The 1,360-nt window shown below is 43.1% G+C and carries 1 protein-coding gene and 1 pseudogene; one reads left to right on the top strand and one right to left on the bottom strand.

The window, feature by feature from the left end; translation table 11 throughout:
- On the top strand, window positions 1–663 hold a 663-nt coding region (locus A3738_RS02505), incomplete at its 5' end, for an ATP-binding cassette domain-containing protein (protein ID WP_068763322.1).
- A 433-nt stretch (window positions 664–1,096) separates the two neighbouring features.
- Here A3738_RS02505 and A3738_RS30425 read toward each other — a convergent pair.
- Window positions 1,097–1,360 (bottom strand): annotated as a pseudogene (locus tag A3738_RS30425) (HmuY family protein); the annotation flags it as partial.

Below are 1,360 nucleotides of genomic sequence, written 5' to 3'. Positions count from 1 at the left end.
GTCGGCGCCAATGGCGCAGGTAAGTCTACATTTTTAAAAGCCATATCCGGCGACAACAACTACACCGGCGACATTCTCTTACACGGAAAAGAACTTCGGCAATGGGACTCAATGGAGCGCGCTCGCCATGTAGGCGTACTTCCTCAGTCGTCAATTCTCTCATTTGCATTCAAAGCAAAAGAAGTCGTTGAACTAGGGCTCACACCACTTTCACTTAGTAGAGAACAAGCAGAGCAAGTAGTAAACGAATGCATGCGCCGTTGCGACTGCCTGCATTTAGCAGATGAATATTACCCTCAGCTTTCAGGTGGAGAACAGCAACGCGTAAACCTAGCACGCGTTTTAGTGCAAATTAGCCAAGCGAAACAGACACCTATTTTGCTGCTTGACGAAGCATTATCAGCCCAAGATCTTGGGCACCAACATCAGTTGCTAGAGTTCGTCACACAACTCTGTAATAAGCAAAACATACTTATAGTTGGCGTACTCCATGATCTAAATCATGTACTCAAGTACTGTGACAAAGCCTTACTTATCGATCAGGGAAAAGCCGTTCAAAAAGGCAATGTAGAGAAAGTACTTAATGCCGAAAACATAGAACGCTGCTGGAGATATAGAGCAGAATTCATCACCTCTTCGGAAGGTCATAAGCTGATTATTTGATTGATGTCGAAAGTTAGAGGTTAGAAGTTAGAGGTTAGAGGTTAGAGGTTAGAAAATGATCATTCCAAGTCATACTGACCTACCAAAGAAATCGACTCAACAAAACCCGTTATTGGGGCAAGGCGATGGCGGCAAAAAAGCGCTTTTCACCTTGAATGACCAAAGGTAAACCCGAGGGGCGAACGAAACGAATAATCTATTGCTTTAATCTATAGAAGATTAAACAAACCACCCACCCTTCTATCCCTATCTGCCCATAGCCTCAGACCAAAAGCGGATCAGCATCTTAATAAAACACCATTAAGTAAAATCTTTCTATTCGCCCTAAGCTGCGAGCCCCCAACTCTGCACACCAATATACAAACAAAGTCGCCATTTATCTCAGGTAAAAAAATACCCCTACAAGAGGGGTATTTTCTCAACTCGTTAAGACTTAGTTAGAAGCATTCTCAACATAACGGATTGTTGGATAGCCACTAGTGCCTGCGCCATCATAATAGCTGATGATCTGAAGATTATATACTTTCGCATCTGCATCCGTTGAATCAGTATCAATCGTATACGTACGATAGTTTGGCCACAACTTGTGGTTACCTTCTAAATTGTACCCATACCATTCGTTAGCAGTGAAGATGCTCGCATTTGAGTCGGAAACGTAATGATTTGAAATATCTCGCCCCGAACCTGGCGCTATAGT

The sequence above is a fragment of the Oleiphilus sp. HI0066 genome (assembly GCF_001635725.1).
The sequence above is the reverse complement of the archived record's forward strand: the minus strand, read 5'-3'. Positions and strand labels throughout refer to the sequence as shown.